The sequence below is a fragment of the Vibrio sp. genome (assembly GCF_050299255.1).
Lineage (GTDB): Bacteria > Pseudomonadota > Gammaproteobacteria > Enterobacterales > Vibrionaceae > Vibrio.
Genome location: NZ_JBNKVP010000007.1, coordinates 1 through 17,074, shown reverse-complemented (window position 1 = coordinate 17,074; position 17,074 = coordinate 1). Strand labels below are relative to the sequence as shown.

Below are 17,074 nucleotides of genomic sequence, written 5' to 3'. Positions count from 1 at the left end.
AATCTGTAGGGTGGCTTAGAGAGCCGTATCAGGATGATTTACATAAAAAACGGCCCGTAGGGGCCGTTATTATGCTCGGATTAGTGGCTGTCGCGGCTGTCGTCGCGAACATCAAATTCCACGTGCCATTTCTGACCGTTATCGCTGGCGATCGCTTCCAGATACAGGGTGCCCAGCTCGGTCACTCTTGATGCCAGGCTGACTGGAACCACTTCTCCCTGTTGTCGTCCATCAGCCACCGGTAGAGTCACCTGAATCTCTGGCAGTTGTTCCAGTTCGTCTTCTTGCCAGTGGTCGAGATGAGTACCCGCCAGATCGTCACGCCGGACGGTGGAACCGAAAAACTGAAAATGGACCGGCTGTCCGATCACCAAACCAAACTGCTGATTGGGAACCTGTGCGCTGGAGCCTTCTTCCATTCCAAACGGTGCCACACACACCGCTTCCAGCGGCGGAGCCATACCTGGAATGGCCGGCATGGCACTTTCGATGCCCACGTAATACGCGGAAGCGATACCACCGCGAATTCGAACGCCTTCGCCCCGGCGTACGGCGCCGTAGTAGGCCGCACCGCGAGCGACAGCGAGATCCAGATCGCCGCCTTGCAGCTGTTTCACCGAGGCTGAGCCGCTGTCAGCCAGCCAGCTGTTAATTGTATCCAGCAGACGTGACGCCAGCAGGTCAGATTTCAGTACGCCGCCGTTGAACAGGATTGCCGTGGGCTTAATAAAGTCATGACTGCTGGGCTCGGCAGACATGCCAGGCATTCCAGGCATATTGGCAAACGGGTCAAATTGCGCCGACTGCTCAGCGGTTCCGGCACCAGTGGCATTGGCTTGCTTGGCCAGAAATGCTGCAATGTGACGCGTGATCCCGGCATCCTGTGCATAAGGCAGACCCATTTGAGTCAGTGCGCCGCGCGGTTTCTGCTGTGGATGTTCACTGATGCTGATCGCAGGGAAGAAGCCATCGACCAGTGTCTGTTGCACCTCTTGTTGCGTCAGTTCGGTTTTCAGTGTTGCACCCAGCAGTTTTGAGCCGCGGCTCGGGACCACTATCGGTATTGATTGCAGCTCAGGATCATTTAACAGCGCTTCTTTGGCATCACGACAGGCATGGGTGATCGCCTGAATTTGCCAGGGCTGCAGATCTTTACCCTGCTCGGCGAGTTTCACTTTCAGTCTGAACGCCAGCGCCAGATCCATGTTGTCGCCACCAAGCAGAATATGTTCACCAACGGCGACCCGGTTCAGGTTCAGGTTACCTTGTTGCTCGGTCACTTCGACCAGGGATAAGTCGGTGGTACCGCCGCCGATATCGACTACCAGGACGATGTCGCCGACTTCGACCTGATCCCGCCAGCTATCGCCGCGGCTATCAATCCAGTGATACAGCGCCGCTTGCGGCTCTTCCAGCAGCGTCAGGTTTTGCAAACCGATATTGCGCGCGGCTTCGGCGGTAAGATCACGCGCCGACGGATCAAACGAGGCCGGTACGGTGATGATCACTTCCTGCTCTGCCATCGGATGGCCTGGATGAACGTGGTTCCAAGCGGACTGTAAATGATCGAGGTACAGTTCCGTCGCACCAAGAGGAGACACTTTTGCCACCTCGTCCGGACTGCCTGCCGGCAGAAAAGCATCGCGACGGTTCAGACCACCGTGGCAAAGCCAGGATTTGGCACTGGCGACCAGGCGAATCGGGGTTTTCGCGCCAAGATGACGGGCAATCGCTCCCACCAGCGCTTTAGGTTCGCTGCTCCAGGGCAGCACGCGTGCAGCCGGATTCAGTTCGTGTTCGTGTGGCTGATACAGGAACGACCCCAACTGCGGTTTGTTTTCTACCGTGCCCGGCGCAGTCAGTTGCGGTATGGCCAGCACCTGCACCTGTGGGTTGTCTGCCTGATTATCCAGGTAGGACAACACGCAGTGGGTGGTTCCCAGGTCAATACCAATGCTGTATGGCAAACCGTTTTGCGGAAGTTGGGTCATTACAGTTCTACCTCTGCTGGAGCGATGATAGAGGCGTCATAATTCTTGGCCAGTTTTGGCAGTCTGATGTCTGTGGCTTGCCAGCCTTTATGAATCAGAGTGCCCGAGTAGGGGGCACTGCCCATGACATTACCGGTCAGGCGAATCTGTTGGGCGTTAAAGCCGTCTTCGATAGTAATGCGGCTCTCTTCGTCTTCGGACCGGATCGGCTGCAGTGTCAGGTATTCGCCCAGTACTTTTTGACCGCCAGAGTGGATTACACGAGCGGCAGCACCGACCTCATCGTCAGAAAAGTGGGTGAGGTCTTCCTGTAGGAAATCGACCAGACGGGCCTCTTGCTGCAGAATAGAAAGCAACTGCAGTGCCGAGTCAGTTGAGGCAGTAGCGAGATTCGATTCGACTTCTACCACCTTCTCGACCACTTTCTCCACTTCGACGACTTTTTCCACTTCGACAATTTTTTCTACCGGCTTTTCTACCTCAACGATTTTTTCGACCGGTTTCTCTACCAGTTTTTCCACCGTTTTAGGTTTACGCAGCGCAGCAACCACCAGTAGTGCGACTGAAGTGGCGGCCAGACCGGCGTGCAGCATATCGAAAGTTTGAGGGATCATTTGTAAATCGAAGTTCATAATGAATTCTCTTGATAGATGACTTTTATTGGCGACGTATGTCGCATCTTTATCTGAATAGGCGCTAAATTGGGCCGAATGGTAACATATTCAAGTCAGAACATAGTGACAATCGTACTTTTGGCCGCTTAACTCGTCGCTTAGTGGTGGTATTTTCACCACGGTGAACACAAAAGAGGCAGCCTGTCATGGTAATACAATAGACAGTCTCGACCAGGTTGGCTAAAACTGCCAAATCGGGCGGTCGTGAGAGGCTTTTTTCCTCCTGCTGAGTCGAGTTTTTCGCTATTGTCCGGTAGAATGGCGCGCTTTATCATTCGAACGTCAATCGAGTTGGCAAATTCTGGTCTGAAAGGGGAACCATGAATCATAACCGGATAGTCTGTTTTGATCTGGAAATGTGCTGTTGGAATCAAGATGGCATTGGCACTACGGGCGAAATCATCGAAGTTGGCCTGGCAGAAATCGATCTGGTCAAAGGGCAGATCGTCAAACGCGCTCAATACTATGTCAAACCCGAGCGCGATTCAGTATCGCCGTTCTGTACTGAACTGACCGGAATCTCCCAGCGCACGATCGATAAGCAGGGCCGGCCGCTGGCTGAAGTGGTCAAATCCATGGTGAAAAACTTTGGTGGTACCAACAAAATTTACGCCAGTTGGGGGCGTGATGACCTGATACTGCAGAGCGAGTGTGCGGAAAAAGGCATTGATGCGCCGTTTTGTGAATTCATTAACCTGGCGACCCTGTACCGGATTCAAAACCGCTTGAAAGACAAACGGATTGGCCACCGGGCCGCTCAGGAAGCCAAACAGATCGAATGGGAAGGGCGGCAACATTCCGGATTTGTCGACGCCTATAACCTGGCCAAGTTGGCTCTGACGATGCTGTAATATCGCTGATGGGGTACTTGTTGGGTTTTTAACAGTATCACTTCAGAGTTGTTTGAGCATCCAGACATCACAACGGTTATGGATGGTGCCGTCCAGAGGGGCGCTTAGGTGCTCGAATCCGGCACGTTCATACAGTTGAATCGCAGCGGTCATGCTTTTTAAGGTATCCAGATAGCAGCGCCGATAGCCATGTTGACGGGCAAACTCCAGGCAGCGCTCGGTCAGTTGGCGGCCAATTCCCAACCCGCGGCTCTCCGGTAGCAGAAACAGTTTTTTCAGCTCACAAAGTTCGGCATCACCAGCGAAAGGGGCCAGCCCACATCCACCGACGATGCGGCCGTCAAGCAGTGCCACTAGGTAAAGCGAACGGTTTTCAACACCATAGTGGCGGCTCATGGCATCCACTTCCGGGTCTCCCGGACCAAATCCTTCACCGACCGCTCCGAACTCAGCGCCCACGGCTTTGATTATTTCACTGATTGCTGGGTCAAATTCAGCTTCAATTGCTCTGATTTCTATGCTCATTATTGCCTCTGTGGTGAGAAAAGCGCGCAGACGATGCTATTTGAATGGCTAATCAATAGCAGATTTCACGACACTTCACTATGCAAAAACACCAATTATGACAATCTCAAGTCGTTATTCGTGCCGAATGGCGGAAAACCTTGCTGAAATTCAGGCGAATTTGCCGCTGAAGCGAGATTTCAATTTGGCTTTAATAGCCGCATTCGTTACTATGTACAGCTATTTGAAAGTACCGAAAATTCCCAAGTGGAACACCTGATGGACACTACCAGAGGGTAGATGAGGAAACAATGCAACATCTAGAAGAGATCATTGCTAACGCGACCGCTGCTATCGATGCCGCGCAGTCGCTTGTCGCACTTGATGAAGTGCGTGTTCAGTATCTGGGTAAAAAAGGTGAGCTGACTGCTCAGCTTCAAAGCCTGGGTAAACTGCCACCGGAAGAGCGCCGTACTGCTGGTCAGGAGATCAACAAAGCAAAAGGTGCTGTTCAGCAAGCTATCGCCGCACGCAAAGATGCGCTGCAGCGTGCCGAGCTGGAAGCGAAACTGGCCGCTGAGACCATCGACGTAACCCTGCCGGGTCGTCGCATTGAGAACGGTGGTTTGCACCCGGTTACCCGTACCGTTGAGCGAATCGAGAAATTCTTCGGTGAGCTGGGCTTTAACGTTGAGTCTGGCCCTGAAATCGAAGATGCCTTCCACAACTTCGATGCGCTGAATATTGCCGAGGATCACCCGGCTCGGACTGATCACGATACTTTCTTCTTTAATCCTGATCTGATGCTGCGTACCCATACTTCAGGTGTTCAGATTCGTACCATGGAAAATGGCAAGCCGCCGTTCCGTTTCATCGCACCTGGCCGCGTTTACCGTAACGACTACGACCAGACGCATACGCCAATGTTCCACCAGGTGGAAGGTATGCTGGTAGATGAAAACGTCAACTTTGCTCAGCTGAAAGGCATTTTGCATGATTTCCTGACTAACTTCTTTGAAGAAGAAGTGGAAATCCGTTTCCGTCCGTCTTACTTCCCATTCACAGAACCTTCTGCTGAAGTTGACGTGAAAGGTAAAAACGGCAAATGGCTGGAAATCCTGGGTTGCGGTATGGTGCATCCGAACGTACTGCGCGCAGTGGGCATCGACCCTGAAAAATACTCTGGTTTCGCGTTTGGTATGGGTATCGAGCGTCTGACGATGCTGCGCTACGGCGTAAACGACCTGCGTGCATTCTTTGAAAACGATCTTCGTTTCCTGAAACAGTTCAAGTAATCCAGAGGTTTTAACACTATGAAATTCAGCGAATCATGGCTTCGTGAGTGGGTAAACCCTGCGGTATCTACTGACGAACTGACACATCAAATTACTATGGCTGGCCTGGAAGTCGATGACGTCCTGGCTGTTGCCGGCACTTTTAGCGGCGTCAAAGTTGGTCACGTGGTGGAGTGCGGTCAGCACCCGGATGCGGACAAACTGCGCGTAACTAAAGTGGACGTTGGCGAAGAAGAACTACTGGACATCGTCTGTGGTGCGCCAAACTGTCGCCAGGGACTGAAAGTTGCGGTTGCGACTGTCGGCGCAGTCCTGCCTGGTGATTTTAAAATTAAGAAAGCCAAACTGCGTGGTCAGCCTTCTCACGGCATGCTTTGTTCATTCACCGAACTGGGTATCGACGTTGAATCTGACGGTATCATGGAGTTGGCACAAGACGCGGTAATCGGTACTGATTTCCGTGACTTCCTGGGCCTTAACGACGTGACGGTCGACGTTGACCTGACGGCAAACCGCGCTGACTGTTTCAGCATTCGCGGCCTGGCGCGTGAAGTCGGTGTACTGAACCGCGCTGATGTAACTGAACCAACGGTTACTGCGGTTGCCCCGGCTATCGATGACACAGTATCGATTGAAGTGAAAGCACCGGCAGCGTGTCCTCGCTACCTGGGTCGCGTGGTGAAAAATGTCAACGTGAAAGCGGAAACGCCGCTGTGGATGCAGGAAAAATTACGTCGCTGTGGCATCCGTTCCATCGACCCGGTTGTCGACATCACCAACTATGTATTGCTTGAGCAAGGCCAGCCAATGCACGCGTTTGATCTGGCGAAGATCGACGGCGGTATCGTAGTCCGTATGGCTGAGCAGGGCGAAAAACTGACGCTGCTTGACGGCACCGAAGCGGAACTGAATTCAGACACCCTGGTTGTTGCCGACCATAACAAAGCGCTGGCGATTGCCGGTATTTTTGGCGGTGAAGACTCTGGTGTCACCGGTGAAACCCAAGATGTATTGCTGGAATGTGCCTTCTTCGCACCGGATCATATCCGTGGACGCGCACGCAGCTACGGCTTGCACACCGATTCGTCTATGCGTTTTGAGCGCGGTGTGGACTACGCCCTGCAAACCAGCGCTATGGAACGCGCCACTCAGTTACTGGTAGAGATCTGTGGCGGTGAAGTGGCTCCGGTTGTGGCGGTAGAAGCTGAGGCCGAACTGCCGACGGCAAATGTGGTTAGCCTGCGCCGTAGCAAACTGGATAGCCTGCTGGGTCATTCAATTGCGGACGCAGACGTGGTCGAGATCCTGACTCGCCTGGGCATGGCAGTAGAAACCACCACCGACGGTTGGGTTGCGACTGCGCCGACCTGGCGTTTTGATATCGCTATCGAGCAAGACCTGATCGAGGAAATCGGCCGTATCTACGGTTACGACAATATCCCGAACCAGCACCCGGCAGCGGCGCTGAAGATGCACGATCACGTTGAAGCGAATCTGCCTCTGAAACGCGTTCGCGACCTGCTGGTTGACCGTGGTTACCATGAAGCGATTACCTACAGCTTTGTTGAACCAGAACAGCAAAAACTGACTGTACCTGGCGTAGAGCCGCTGGTACTGCCGAACCCGATTTCAGCGGATATGTCGGCCATGCGTCTGGGTCTGATCCAGGGGCTGCTGAACACGGTTGTGCACAACCAGAAGCGTCAGCAACCACGCGTGCGTCTGTTTGAGTACGGCCTGCGTTTCATTCCGTGTGAAAGTGCGGAAAATGGCATGCGTCAGGAGCCGATGCTGGCAGGTGTTATTGCCGGTAGCCGCAGTGAAGAGCACTGGGATATTGAAACCAACACGGTTGACTTCTTTGACCTGAAAGGGGATTTGGAAGCGATTCTGGAACTGACGGCGCAAGATAAAGCTTACAGCTTCACTGCCGCCAAACATCCAGCGCTACACCCTGGTCAGTCGGCCGCTATCGTTGTCGATGGTAAGGAAATCGGTGTTATCGGTACTGTCCACCCTGAGCTTGAGCGCAAATTCGGTCTGAACGGCCGTACTATCGTATTCGAAATCGAATGGTCGGCTATCAATGCTCGCATCATTCCAGAAGCGGTAGCACTGTCTAAGTTTCCTTCGAACCGTCGTGATATCGCGCTGGTGGTGAAAGACTCTATTGCTTCTGGCGATGTGGTTGACGCCTGTCTGGAAACTGGTGGCGAATTCGTTAAAGATGCCAAGCTGTTTGATGTCTACGTCGGCAAAGGTGTCGAGGAAGGGCATAAAAGCCTGGCAATCGCCCTGACGTTGCAGTCAGTCGAACGTACTCTGGAAGAAGCGGAAATCGCAGCCAGTGTCGATGCGATTGTTGCCCATGTGGCTGACAAGTTTGGCGCTAGCCTGCGTGACTAACGCTTGATAACAAATGTAAAACCCGCCAGTCAGGCGGGTTTTTTTTCGCTTTTGTTAAGGCTAAGGGCTACAACCACAACTGGTCGATAGTATCTTTACTGTCGAAATTGTGGCGCACCTGAGCCTGCAACAGTTCAGCTGTCGCAATCGCATCGGTGAGCGCGTGGTGGGGCGTGTACGGAGGCAGACCATAGCGGGTACGCGTTCGTCCCAACCGTACCGATTCGGGTTTCCGGCCTTTGATTCGGTTCCACAGTCCACCAGCTACCTTGTGCTGTAGCTGAGTCTCTATCGCCATAGTGTCGACAACCGGAAACTCAATACCTTCCTGTATTCGGTTCCTGAGCGCCCGGTCAAAAAACTCGCGCTCAATGCGGCGGTAGTGAACTACCGGAATCGTACCGGCCATCTGTGCCAGGATCTCCGGAAAAGTTTCCGTGAGATCCGGCGCGTCCATTACCGCACTATGAGTGATGCCGTGAATCACGACCGATTCTTCTGCCAGATTCTGTTGTGGTCTTACTGTCCAGTGTTTCGCCTGATTGAGATAAATCCGATTCAAGTTAAACGGCACCAGACCTATGGTAATAATGTCGTCCTTATTCGAATTAAGCCCGGTAGTTTCGAAATCGATCGCCAGAAACCTGACTTCTTCCAGCGGCGTTGACGGTTCGGGCAGTCCGGCTTGGTAAAACTGTTTTAATGCCGGGTGGCGACTTATTTTCTCCAGCTGGGCAAATTTTCTGGGCCAGTCAATTTTAGGCGGCTGAACAATTTTCTTTAACATATTTGCCTCAACTGAATTTCTTGCTGGCCTGGTAGCGGAATTTCAGAAAATTCTGCGCGTTACTTAAGATCTGAAATGCGTCTTTCAGGTTGCGACGTTCAAAATCCGACAGGTGTTCCGGCTCAATATTGTTGTCAGGATCGATATTGTTTTCTACGTCATACGCCTGATGACGTATCCGCACCATTGAGATAAATTCTAAGGCGTCTTTCAAATCCTGAGCTTTGCCTCTGGGGAGAATACCGGCGTCAATGATATCGTCCAGACGTTCAAATGAGTTCCGCGAGCGTGAGCCCACTGCCAGAGCGTGAACCCGGATCAAATCAGCCAGCGGGGCGGTACCTCGTCGTTTGAGGTTGATGGAGTTATTGTGCTGTCCGTCTTTCTCCATCACAAAATTCTTAAAGAAACCCAGTGGTGGGGTGCGGTTGAGAGCGTTGCGTGCCAGGCAAGCCAGGAAGCGGTTGTTGCGTCTGGCGCGTCGGACGATAAAGCCGTTCAGTTGCTCGGCCCACTTCAAGCGGCCGTAGACTCCGTCGAGATCAAAGAAAATCGATGCATTCAGCAGCGCCTTTGGATTGGGGTCATCGATCCAGTCGGCAAAGCAGGCTTCCCACTCTTGGCGGGTCATGCGCCAGATAGGGTTGGTGGCCATGATATCGCCGGTACAATAACTGTAACCACATTTATCCAGGCCATCACAGACAATTTGCGACAGCTGGGCAAAATAGCCGTCATGCTTTTCAGCGTCGTAGCTGTCATCAAGAATGATGGCGTTATCCTGGTCTGTTACCAGCAACTGCTCATCGCGTCCCATTGAGCCGAGTGCGAGAAAACAGTATGGGATGGGAGGTAAGCCGAGCTGTGCTTCTGCAAGTTCGATAATACGTTGTTTAAAGCTTCGGCCGATAACTGACATGGCGCTGCCGACCATGTGAGAGTTCGCATCTTCATTTACCAACCGGACAAAACTGTCTTTGACTTGTTCAGACAGCAACGCCAGGTCTTCTACGGACTGTTGCTGGAAGATACTACTGACCAGCAACAGGGAGTTTTGTGATTCGTAGCGGACAATATCGGTGGCTTCTATGATGCCGATCGGCCGCCTGTCTTTGAGGACCGGCAAGTGATGAACGTTATAACGCAACATCTGTAGCATAGCTTCGAACACATAGGCATTGTGGTCGAGGGAAATCACTTCGGAAGTCATCACGGTATCGACGCAGTCTTGCGGATCCCGCCCTTCTGCTAGTACGCGGGTACAGAGATCGCGGTCGGTAATGATGCCCAGTAGCGAGCTGTGTTCGTCTTCGTCGTCGTCCTGGATATCCGGGTCGATTATCAGTAATGAAGAGACATTTTCATTGGCCATTTTAATGGCGACTTCCTGAATGGTATCGGTTTTGTGAGCCACCGGAACATCACGCTGGATTAGCGTTCTGACTTTGGAAGTAGTCAGGTCATTTTCCTGCTGGCTACTTGATACTGCGTGCCTGAGACGGGCGCTGTCTTCCACTTCAACAAAATCGGCAAATGATTCATGTTGCTCATATAACTGTTGAAAAATCTCTTCCGGAATACAGTAGAGCAGGGTGTCTTCAATCGCCTTAACCGGGAAGCGGACTTTATTATTGGTCAGTAATCCCATTTGGCCAAACACGTCACCCTGATCGAGACGGTTATACAGTTCTCCTTTACGTCGATACACTTCGACCACACCACTGCGCACCACGTAGAGGTCGTGGATATGGTCTCCGAAATGGATAACGGGGGTATCCTGACGGTAATAGGAAATTTCGACATTGCGAGTGACATGCTCCAATACCTCATCGGGCAGGTCATCAAAAGGGGGATACTGGGCGAGAAATGTTTGGATCTCTAGTAGCTCGGCTTCCATCGTCATCATATTGGCTGCTTTGTATGGCTTGCTGTTACAAGCATACTACATCAAACGACTTTAGAATTCAGGAACAGATGGTCAGGACTTATCCTGTTGATTTAATTGGTGGGAGCTGGCGCGGTTTGCCAGTGGGCAATCTCATTAAAAAACAGTACAAAAAATGCCGGCATTAGCCGGCATTCGTTGCAATCGCGCTGTAGCTTACTAAAGCGTAATTAGTCTTCAATCAAATCGTACTGGTCACGCAGAATCTGAATGATTTCCTGTTTCGGGTTGTCACTCAGTTCGATTGGTTTGCCGGTAATTTTCTCCGCGATACCGACGTAGGTTTTCGAGACGTCCATTAACGCGTCCAGCGGCAGGGCATTGTCGCGAGCCAGAGCTTCACGCTCAGGCATCCGCTCTTTGTTGAGCAGAATATCGGGATCCGGGAAGTAGTTCAGCAGGAACTGACGAAACCCTTCTTTTGAGTTTTCGACAATCTTGCCCGCCTGGTATTGCTGTGCATCCCAGATGCGAGAAGAATCTGGTGTGCCCACTTCATCCATATAAATCAATTTCTCGTTGCCAGCAGCATCATTAACATAGCCAAACTCAAATTTAGTATCGACAAATATTTGTCCAACCGCGGCCAGCGCGTCACTGATGACATTGAAGCCTTGCTTTAGCAGTTTTTCATACTGATCGATATCGTCGCGAGAACTAAAGTTAAACGCAGCGAAATTTTGCTCGATGTTTTCGCGGGTAATGTTAACGTCGTCGGCTTCCGGTACGCCGGGAATGCCTTTTAAAATGCCTTTAGTTGACGGCGTGACTAACAATTCTGGCAACAGCTTATCTTTTTCCAGACCTTCCGGCATTTCAATGCCACAGAATTCGCGTTCACCTTTTTCGTAAGCGCGCCACATAGAGCCAGTAATGTATTTGCGACAGATAGCCTCGATTTTAATCGGTTTGGCTTTTTGTACGATCCAGACAAATGGGTGTGGAATGTCCAGGATATGGCTGTCTGCCAGACCCGCCTGTTTAAACAGGTCAAACCAATGGTTGGAAATCGCGTTCAGCGCGGCGCCTTTACCCGGAACTCCTTTCAAGTCACCTTCGCCGTGCCAGATGCAGTCAAATGCAGAGATACGATCGCTGATCACCATGATGGCCAATGGTGCATCCGAGGCAACATCATAGCCTTTTTCTTCAATCAGGCGTTTGCTGTCCTGTTCGGTTAACCAGTATACCGAACGTACTTTACCGCTATGGACAGCTTGATGGGTACGAATGGGGAGATCGTCGTTGACGGCGAGAACTTGATCAGCAAGGCTCATGAAGACATTCCTATGTTATCCAACGTGATACAGCACTATTCCAGTTGATCACTAAGGCGGAATAGCGAATATGACGGGCATAATACCAGAACTATTTTCTGTCGCTAGCGAAAAAGCAAACGTTTGCTTGATTTTCTGTTGCCGGGATAAAAAAGCCTCCCAAAGGGAGGCAGAAAGACAGTTGGAATTCGCTGAACTTGTTAATGATACTGAGTTGCTCTGCCTTCAACGAAGAATACCTGACACTGATATTGTGAGCCTAAATCCACCAGTAGCGCCTGATCAACAGTACTGATTGCCGTTGAGGCAACGATAGCACTGGCATTTCCGCTACGAATCGCTTTTACCACGATTTCAAATTCAGACAGGGCGTGGGACGGTTTCATTTGAATGATTTTATTACAGCAGATATCGACAGCAGCCAGCTGGTCGTAATGAGGACGTGGGCACTCTGCGGTAAACAGGATCCACTGGTTTTGCATTGACAGGCTGGCCAGTTGGCTGAGAACACCGTGATCCACAGCCATCGGCTGAGTTGCACGGGCCAGTACATTGTATTTGGAATAAGTGCGTGGCTGAGCTTGAATCATGGTTACTGTTCCTTTATACATGCTGTGTGTATATACAGTAGTTTGTTTCCGCTTGCTGATCAAGAGTTTTTTGTTGGTTTTTTGCCCTATCTGAGTGAGATGAATCATCATTGGAAAATAATGATTTATAAATCAATGGCATAGATTATAGAGTGGCGGTGGAAATTTAAGCGCCAAATGAGAGGTCAAGCGAGCGAATCGAATTAGATCAACACTGTATACAGTAGTTTTAAGTGATATGGCGACAGGCTAAGCAGGATGGTGCAATAGTTAAGAGGGGATTTAGCATCTTGTTAGTGCCTATTAATGGTATGAAGCATGGGAGGAACTCATTAGCAGATATTAAGCGACAGAAAACAAAAAGCGCCAACCTGTATGGTGGCGCTCGGTTCTCAGTAGAGCAGGTTTTTATTGATGCAGATTGTCTCTTTGCCTTTGCTGCAACTCTGCAATGTTGAACTGACGTACATCGAGAGTGGCTAATTCATAACACTCTTTACAAGAGTAGTTGGATTTGCCGTCAATATAATCGTGCTTAGTGAGAAGGCTTGGCTTTTTACACCAGTCACATACACCTTCAATCGTAAACATTACGTTCTCCTCACTATGATTAACGTTGACAATTGTCACAGTCAATTATGACACAGTTCGGACAGCAAAGTTAATTCTATGTTACTAAGTTTGAGAAAGAGATCGATTGCATGCCCTTTAAAATAGGGGGCTGACACTTAAATTGATGAAACTATCACCAGAAATGTAACCATTTATTAACCAGACGTGTCAGCTGGCAAAAACCGCTTCTATTTAGCGGCGAACCTGCGCAAGAACAAGTTTGACTGCCGCGTTCAAACGCTTCATTTCTTCATCGCTGCCTTTTACATCCGGGTGGTAAATCTTGCACAGTTGCTTGTAGCGCTGTTTGATCTGTTTTTTATCTGGCAGATCAGACGGTTTATAACCCAACATGGCACAGGCAAGGTCCTGCTTAGTTACGGCTGGCACTGGCTGAGCTGGGTCGTCAGGGCCGGAGGCCGCTGACTTACCCGGCTGCTGACTCGCAGACTGGCGTTTTTTCAGTTGACGGTAAAGCAGTTCTAATTGCCGCTTTTGCTGGGCGATCAGCCGTTGTTGTTCGTTCAGCTGTTGTTGGGTTGCGGTTACGTCACGGTCAGCCGTTTTAAGCAATCGTTCACTGATTCGACGTTGTCTCAGGTAGAGTGTCAAAATAGTCATCAGAGCCAAAACCAGGCCAGCAGTCATGGCCAGCAGGCTGGTATTGCTATTGGACTCGCTGTCGGACAGAGCGGATAGCGTGGAAGTGTTGCTGAGCAGCGTCGATTCCTGCTCAGTGATATTGGCAACTTGCTTGGCACGCTGCTGATTGAATTGTTGTTCCAACAGCCTTGCATATGCTTGTTCTGCATGAGTACTTTTATCCGCCGCCAACTGGTACCAAATCTTGGCTAACTCTGTTGGCGATGGCGAAGTCGCACGTGTTTCCAGTAACTGGCCAAGCTTAAGCTGAGCGTCGGTGTCATCTTTTACGGCAAGAGAGGTGAGCCAGTACATTGCCTGGGTTGAATTGTGCTCAATATCTTTACCATTGAGCAGCTGGTCAGCGAGGGTGAAGGTTGCTGCACGGTTTCCTTGCCGGGCCGCTTGCTTTAGCCAATAGAGCGCTTCTTCAGGTGAACGGTCTACCTGATCGCCGCTAAGATATAGTTCGCCTAAATGGTATTGTGCCTCAGCATCACCTTGTTTGGCTTGACCAATCAGATCGTCCACAGAGGTGGCAGCTGTAACGGATGTGGTGAACAGCAGCGCTAGCAAACAGATTTTCACGGTCGATTTTCTCGATGGCCGGGAAATGATAAAAAAGGCTTAGTGTCTGCATTAAACACTAAGCCTGTTGGGTTTATTTCAGCGGTAGGATCTTGATTTCTACCCGGCGGTTACATGCCCGTCCTGAAGAGGTGTCATTGCTGCACAGAGGGTAACGCTCGCCATTACCGCGTGCAATAGCACGTCCTGACGCAACACCTTGAGATACCAGATAACCGCGTACGGATTCTGCACGACGCTCAGACAGAATCTGGTTGGTGGTATCACCGCCAGTGCTGTCAGTATGACCATCGATTACCAGGCTGGTATCTGGGTATTCAACCAGGATACGGGCAACGCCACGTAAGGTATTATGGATGCTAGGATCCAGTTGGTAAGAGTTGGTGGCAAAACCAATGCCGTTTTCCATCCGCAGTAGCAGCTGGTTTTCGCCCACACGTTGCACTTGAACGCCTGAGTCGAGTAATTCTTTGCGAAGTGCCGCTTCCTGTTGGTCGAAGTAGTAGCCAATACCACCACCGACGGCTGCACCACCGGCAGCACCAATCAGGGCGTGTTGACGGCGTTCAGTCGCATTATCACCGGTGGCTAAGCCAACAGCAGCGCCAGCCAATGCACCCATCAGGGCACCTTTGGTCGCATCGTTGGTTTCAGTTTCACCAGTAGTAGCACTTTGACGTTGAGTTGCCTGGCAGCCGGTCAGAACCAGGGCAGCAATAGTGGCAGCAAGAGTGATTTTTTTCACAATCTTTTCTCCATGTAATTGTTTTTTCAGGTCGCAATAAACGCTAACCAAGCGGTTATGTCAATGTTAAAACTATAAATTGACGCAATGTTTGCTTAACTCGACCAAATTTGACCGACGCTGAGTTTGGCCGGCCTATGAAAGCCTGGTGCTATTTTAAGAGCTTCGGGGCCTGTGCCCCAGCGACTGGACGATTTACAGAGATTTTTCGGCCTTTTTTCAAACCAACCTCATAGTCTTGGGTGAGATTTTTCATCGCCTCACGTAATTGCTGCTTAAAGGTTTCTCTGTCGATGTTTTTGAATTCTTTATCGATGTAGTTATTAATTTTGTTGGCAGACTCTTCATCCGGGGTAATGACAGGCAGTTTTTCCAAAGCGCCTTCCACCCAGCCAGACAGGAAAGAGTTGACCCGACGGTTCACTTCTGCACTGGACGTGCCGCTACCGGCAAAGCTGTTGCGGAACTGACCGGTCTGACCGTTCATCTCCCGATAAATGATGTCGAAAGCGAATGCAGCGAAGATGGCGCGGTCGGCTTCACCGATGAATTCGACCCGTTTAAGCCCTTTGTGATTAAGCAGGACTGCTTCGACACCGAATTTAGTGTTGATACCACGGATCACACGCAGCAAGGTTGAGCTGATATTGGCAGGTAGCAGATGTTCGGACTGAGTTTTGCCCATTTTGATAAATTCAATATCATCTTTATCCAGGCCATATTTTAACATCAGCCGGTGGGCCATCTTGATGGCATTGGCGGCTTCATTGACGTTGGCGGAGTTACCTAACTCCAGGCACTTGGCAATTTTTTTCAGGGCTTTTTGCTTATCCATCGACAACAACTACTACTAATGACGGTAACTAAATAAAGTCGGCCATTTTAACGTGAATTCGCTGAAAACGAAATATTAATAGTCAATTGTCTGACCCGCCTGTGACGGGTCAGGATAAATTGGATGGGATAGGGGAAGATTAGATGCCAAGTTCGTCCAGCAGGTCGTTGGCAAGATCGGCGTCAGTTACGCGGCTGGCAGTAGATTGACTGGCCATTTTCTGTTGCGTCTGCGCCAGAATGGTATCAGGACATTCGTCCTCATCGATCTCAAATTCTTCCAGCTGGATAAACTCGGTTTTATCCATCGCCAGCTCCAGGTAAAAAATATTGTTGCTCTCGGTGGAGAAGGTCACCCTGCGTGCTTGCGGCCGATCCAGGTTGGTATCGACCGACAGAATCACCTGTTTGTTCAGCGCCAGCATTTTAGGCTGGTTCTGGGTGATATTGGTCTGCAACTCTTTACGGACTTTATTGGTGAAGTCGCCAACCAGCTGGTTCATCAACTCACCGAGCACGTCTCCCACTTCATCTGAAGTGTGCAGTACTGCCAGTTCGTCCTCTGGCATACCCATATTCCTCATATAGGTGGTGTACAGTTCCAGTGCCGCTTTTGAGGTAAAATTGATCACAACCAAACCAGAGAAGCCGCCGTCGAACAGGACAAAACAGCCAAAATCGGGTTTCAGGCTGGTTTTGGTAATTTTTTGCACCATTGCCGAGTAACTGATGTGAGAATTAGTGGCGGAGCTGAGGACTTTAGATACTGACTGGCAAAGTTTTAGTAGAATGTCTTCCGTGGTGATGATTTTGTTTTTCTTCATTATGGTTCTCATTTAACGACTATGTTGCTTAATGGTGTGTGCGATCATTCAGGCGAGAAAACGTAGAAAAGAAAGCATAAGTTTCATTTTGGCATTCAGATTCTGATTTGATCACCTTTTTAAATGTTGTAAAGTGACGAAATTCAAAAGATTAGTATTTATTTCCCAGAGCTGAGCGGATCAGCGCGATAGGGGCAGGAAGCAATGTTACCAAGACTACAATCCAACTCTAATGTTGACCCTTTGGTTGTCAGTTACTTAAAAGAGCTGCAACAGGCCGGTTTTACTGGCGATATCGAAACTCAGTATTCCAGCCGTCTGGCGGTCGCGACAGACAACAGTGTTTATCAGCAGTTACCCCAGGCGGTCGTACATCCTAAATCGACTCAGGATGTGGCGCTGATCGGTAAAGTTGCCAATCAGGAGCAGTACGAGCGGGTCAATTTTTCTCCGCGAGGCGGTGGTACCGGCACCAACGGTCAGTCTCTGACCAAGGGGATTGTGGTGGA

At 50.3% G+C, this 17,074-nt stretch carries 16 protein-coding genes; 4 read left to right on the top strand and 12 right to left on the bottom strand.

Features of this window, described 5'->3' with window-relative positions; genetic code table 11:
• Positions 1 to 80: 80 nt before the first annotated feature.
• Both ACQY6F_RS03950 and ACQY6F_RS03945 read right to left on the bottom strand, forming a co-directional pair.
• A complete protein-coding gene (locus ACQY6F_RS03950; RefSeq protein ID WP_428772351.1) occupies positions 81 to 1,991 on the bottom strand; it encodes an Hsp70 family protein in 1,911 nt (636 codons plus the stop codon).
• On the bottom strand, positions 1,991 to 2,623 hold the full coding sequence (locus ACQY6F_RS03945) for a DUF2760 domain-containing protein (protein WP_428772350.1): 633 nt from the start codon (positions 2,621 to 2,623) through the stop codon (positions 1,991 to 1,993). The genes ACQY6F_RS03950 and ACQY6F_RS03945 overlap by 1 nt, the downstream gene beginning before the upstream one ends.
• Positions 2,624 to 2,985: 362 nt before the next feature.
• On the opposite strand from ACQY6F_RS03945, the gene ACQY6F_RS03940 reads away from it, so the two are divergent.
• Positions 2,986 to 3,516, top strand: a complete 531-nt coding sequence (locus ACQY6F_RS03940) for an exonuclease domain-containing protein (protein WP_428772348.1) — start codon at positions 2,986 to 2,988, stop codon at positions 3,514 to 3,516.
• Between the two features lie 42 nt (positions 3,517 to 3,558).
• On the opposite strand, the gene ACQY6F_RS03935 is transcribed toward ACQY6F_RS03940, so the two are convergent.
• On the bottom strand, positions 3,559 to 4,041 hold the full coding sequence (locus ACQY6F_RS03935; RefSeq protein WP_428772346.1) for a GNAT family N-acetyltransferase: 483 nt from the start codon (positions 4,039 to 4,041) through the stop codon (positions 3,559 to 3,561).
• 290 nt (positions 4,042 to 4,331) lie between these two features.
• Here ACQY6F_RS03935 and pheS point away from each other — a divergent pair, with 290 nt between their 5' ends.
• The gene (gene pheS, locus ACQY6F_RS03930; protein WP_428772344.1) at positions 4,332 to 5,315 is read left to right on the top strand and encodes a phenylalanine--tRNA ligase subunit alpha; all 984 of its coding nucleotides are present in this window, start codon (positions 4,332 to 4,334) and stop codon (positions 5,313 to 5,315) included.
• Positions 5,316 to 5,333: 18 nt separating this feature from the next.
• On the top strand, positions 5,334 to 7,721 hold the full coding sequence (pheT, locus tag ACQY6F_RS03925; protein ID WP_428772342.1) for a phenylalanine--tRNA ligase subunit beta: 2,388 nt from the start codon (positions 5,334 to 5,336) through the stop codon (positions 7,719 to 7,721).
• A gap of 67 nt (positions 7,722 to 7,788) precedes the next feature.
• Here the strand turns inward: pheT and ACQY6F_RS03920 are convergent, their stop codons facing one another.
• The 9 genes from ACQY6F_RS03920 to ACQY6F_RS03880 form a co-directional block, all read right to left on the bottom strand.
• Positions 7,789 to 8,508, bottom strand: coding sequence for a 3'-5' exonuclease (locus ACQY6F_RS03920; protein ID WP_428772341.1), 720 nt, complete (start codon positions 8,506 to 8,508; stop codon positions 7,789 to 7,791).
• A 7-nt stretch (positions 8,509 to 8,515) separates the two neighbouring features.
• A complete protein-coding gene (locus ACQY6F_RS03915; protein WP_428772448.1) occupies positions 8,516 to 10,405 on the bottom strand; it encodes a putative nucleotidyltransferase substrate binding domain-containing protein in 1,890 nt (629 codons plus the stop codon).
• A gap of 218 nt (positions 10,406 to 10,623) precedes the next feature.
• A complete protein-coding gene (locus tag ACQY6F_RS03910; protein WP_428772339.1) occupies positions 10,624 to 11,730 on the bottom strand; it encodes a phosphoribosylaminoimidazolesuccinocarboxamide synthase in 1,107 nt (368 codons plus the stop codon).
• A gap of 200 nt (positions 11,731 to 11,930) precedes the next feature.
• Positions 11,931 to 12,320, bottom strand: a complete 390-nt coding sequence (locus ACQY6F_RS03905) for a SulA-like leucine-rich domain-containing protein (protein WP_428772337.1) — start codon at positions 12,318 to 12,320, stop codon at positions 11,931 to 11,933.
• A 408-nt stretch (positions 12,321 to 12,728) separates the two neighbouring features.
• The gene (locus ACQY6F_RS03900; protein WP_428772336.1) at positions 12,729 to 12,911 is read right to left on the bottom strand and encodes a hypothetical protein; all 183 of its coding nucleotides are present in this window, start codon (positions 12,909 to 12,911) and stop codon (positions 12,729 to 12,731) included.
• 213 nt (positions 12,912 to 13,124) lie between these two features.
• On the bottom strand, positions 13,125 to 14,162 hold the full coding sequence (locus ACQY6F_RS03895; RefSeq protein ID WP_428772334.1) for a hypothetical protein: 1,038 nt from the start codon (positions 14,160 to 14,162) through the stop codon (positions 13,125 to 13,127).
• A gap of 73 nt (positions 14,163 to 14,235) precedes the next feature.
• A complete protein-coding gene (locus ACQY6F_RS03890) occupies positions 14,236 to 14,907 on the bottom strand; it encodes an OmpA family protein (RefSeq protein ID WP_428772333.1) in 672 nt (223 codons plus the stop codon).
• A gap of 151 nt (positions 14,908 to 15,058) precedes the next feature.
• Positions 15,059 to 15,742, bottom strand: coding sequence for a DUF2786 domain-containing protein (locus ACQY6F_RS03885; protein ID WP_428772332.1), 684 nt, complete (start codon positions 15,740 to 15,742; stop codon positions 15,059 to 15,061).
• A 139-nt stretch (positions 15,743 to 15,881) separates the two neighbouring features.
• Entirely contained in the window at positions 15,882 to 16,565 is a 684-nt protein-coding gene (locus tag ACQY6F_RS03880; protein ID WP_428772330.1) for a DUF3334 family protein, read from the bottom strand.
• Positions 16,566 to 16,769: 204 nt separating this feature from the next.
• Between ACQY6F_RS03880 and ACQY6F_RS03875 the strand changes: the two genes are divergently transcribed.
• On the top strand, positions 16,770 to 17,074 hold a 305-nt coding region (locus tag ACQY6F_RS03875; protein ID WP_428772329.1), incomplete at its 3' end, for an FAD-binding oxidoreductase.

Excerpts from the sequence above, each read along its gene's own strand:
- ACQY6F_RS03935 (WP_428772346.1), bottom strand. The coding sequence starts at position 4,041 with ATGAGCATAGAAATCAGAGCAATTGAAGCTGAATTTGACCCAGCAATC.
- ACQY6F_RS03910 (WP_428772339.1), bottom strand. The coding sequence starts at position 11,730 with ATGAGCCTTGCTGATCAAGTTCTCGCCGTCAACGACGATCTCCCCATT.
- pheS (WP_428772344.1), top strand. The coding sequence starts at position 4,332 with ATGCAACATCTAGAAGAGATCATTGCTAACGCGACCGCTGCTATCGAT.
- ACQY6F_RS03880 (WP_428772330.1), bottom strand. The coding sequence starts at position 16,565 with ATGAAGAAAAACAAAATCATCACCACGGAAGACATTCTACTAAAACTT.
- ACQY6F_RS03945 (WP_428772350.1), bottom strand. The coding sequence starts at position 2,623 with ATGAACTTCGATTTACAAATGATCCCTCAAACTTTCGATATGCTGCAC.
- ACQY6F_RS03905 (WP_428772337.1), bottom strand. The coding sequence starts at position 12,320 with ATGATTCAAGCTCAGCCACGCACTTATTCCAAATACAATGTACTGGCC.
- ACQY6F_RS03915 (WP_428772448.1), bottom strand. The coding sequence starts at position 10,405 with ATGGAAGCCGAGCTACTAGAGATCCAAACATTTCTCGCCCAGTATCCC.
- ACQY6F_RS03885 (WP_428772332.1), bottom strand. The coding sequence starts at position 15,742 with ATGGATAAGCAAAAAGCCCTGAAAAAAATTGCCAAGTGCCTGGAGTTA.
- ACQY6F_RS03950 (WP_428772351.1), bottom strand. The coding sequence starts at position 1,991 with ATGACCCAACTTCCGCAAAACGGTTTGCCATACAGCATTGGTATTGAC.
- ACQY6F_RS03900 (WP_428772336.1), bottom strand. The coding sequence starts at position 12,911 with ATGTTTACGATTGAAGGTGTATGTGACTGGTGTAAAAAGCCAAGCCTT.
- ACQY6F_RS03940 (WP_428772348.1), top strand. The coding sequence starts at position 2,986 with ATGAATCATAACCGGATAGTCTGTTTTGATCTGGAAATGTGCTGTTGG.
- ACQY6F_RS03920 (WP_428772341.1), bottom strand. The coding sequence starts at position 8,508 with ATGTTAAAGAAAATTGTTCAGCCGCCTAAAATTGACTGGCCCAGAAAA.
- pheT (WP_428772342.1), top strand. The coding sequence starts at position 5,334 with ATGAAATTCAGCGAATCATGGCTTCGTGAGTGGGTAAACCCTGCGGTA.